Source organism: Ochrobactrum sp. RH2CCR150 (genome assembly GCA_014138095.1).
GTDB classification, from domain to species: Bacteria; Pseudomonadota; Alphaproteobacteria; order Rhizobiales; family Rhizobiaceae; genus Brucella; species Brucella gambitense.
Genome location: JACGXE010000037.1, coordinates 1 through 1,655 on the forward strand (window position 1 = coordinate 1; position 1,655 = coordinate 1,655).

Genomic DNA, 1,655 nt, shown 5'->3' on the forward strand with positions numbered 1-1,655 from the left:
TCGCTGCCATAACACCTTCGGAATAACGCCAGTTTTTAGGCTATGGCCACCTGCGACGCCTTTCAAATTGCGTGAGCAGGTTGGCCATAGCCGGTCTCAGGTCTCACAGTGGTTTTGCGAAGCCACACTGCAAAGGAGACGGGCTATGACCGGGTGCAATATTACAGCGTCTACCCCTGTACTGGTAGCGATTGATATTTCGAAAGAACGGCATGAGATACTGATCGAAGTGCCCAATAAGAAGCGCCGGCGACGGATCAGCATTCTCAACACTCTTGATGAGTTCGAGCGCCTGATCAATCTGCTGCGTAGTTTTCAGCGTCCCGTGCGCGTCGCTTTTGAAGCAACAGGAAACTACCATCGCGCATTGGCGTTTCAACTTGGCGCAGCAGGTTTCGATATCAAGCTGATTTCCTCAATCGCACTGGCGCGGACCAGAGAGGCATTGCATAATTCCTGGGATAAGAATGATCCGAAGGATGCTCAGGTTATCTTGCATATGATGACAATCGGCGCTGAGCAATTCTATCACGATCCATTGTTGCATGGCACGAACGATATACAGGAGCTGTCCAAGACCCATGACATGATATCAAGGGCAAAGACCGAACTGTGGCATCGTGTCCTCACACATTATCTGCCGTTGTATTTCCCGGAAGCCGATCGCTTTCATCGCAGTTCTCGCAGCGACTGGTTTTTCGCGTTCCTTGAACTGTTTCCATCGCCACACTTTATCGCGGCCTTGAGCAAGGAGGCTTTCATCGAAGCGGCGTGGGATGTGGTTGGCCGCAAAGTTGGTAAAGAGCGTTTGTTGTCAGACATTTACGCAACAGCAACTCGTTCGATCGGTCTTCCTGTGGCACCGGGTTCTGACGCCATTCTAATGTTTCGGATGGTCTTGGCTGAGGGCAGAAGTCTCATATCGCAACGCAATCTGATCGAAGCGCGTGCAGTTGAGATGCTCAAAGACAATTCCGACTACCAGTTGCTGACAACTATCCCCGGCATTGGCCCGATCAATGCTTTGACGATCCTGGCAGAAGCGGGAGACCTGCGGCGCTTCAATCATCATCGTCAGTTCCTGAAGTTCTGTGGCATGGATCTGGCATCCATTCAGTCAGGCATGTTTCGAGGTCAGACAAAGCTCTCCAAATATGGAAACGCGCGATTGAGGCGGACTTTATGGATGGCAGCTCAGGTTGCCATATTGCAGCGCCCCAATAGCTTTCGCGACAAATTTGAGCGCTACATCACAAAAGATCGACACAACACCCATTTACGCCGCAAAGCGTTTACAGCAATCGCCGCCAAAATGGCTCGGACCGTGCACGCGGTCATCAAAAGCGGCGAAACTTATCGTCCCTTTTATCAGGGGGCGATCCACAGCGGAAGGACCCTTCTCTGACAGGGCCGTGGAGGCGCTGGCAATCGCCACGACCTCGTAGATAATGTTCAGGCCTTCCGCTCGACGGCAAAAAGGATCTCGTCTTAAGGACGGTGAGAGCCGCGATAACGCGTACTCTGTGTTTGTTATGGGAGAGACCGTTCGTTGACGATCGGCGCGGCCTATATCATAATCCAAACGCATCGGTAAAACGACCGACGCGATAGTGACCTGTTGCTAAAACGGGAGTTCATTCCGAATATAGGACGTT

The 1,655-nt window shown here is 51.8% G+C and carries 1 protein-coding gene; it reads left to right on the top strand.

Translation table 11 applies throughout. The features are described from left to right. The first annotated feature begins 145 nt into the window (after positions 1–145). Positions 146–1,405 carry an IS110 family transposase gene (locus tag FHW03_RS25940; protein ID WP_182523281.1) on the top strand — a complete coding sequence of 420 codons (1,260 nt, stop codon included), beginning with the start codon at positions 146–148 and terminating at the stop codon, positions 1,403–1,405. The last annotated feature ends 250 nt before the right edge of the window (positions 1,406–1,655 follow it).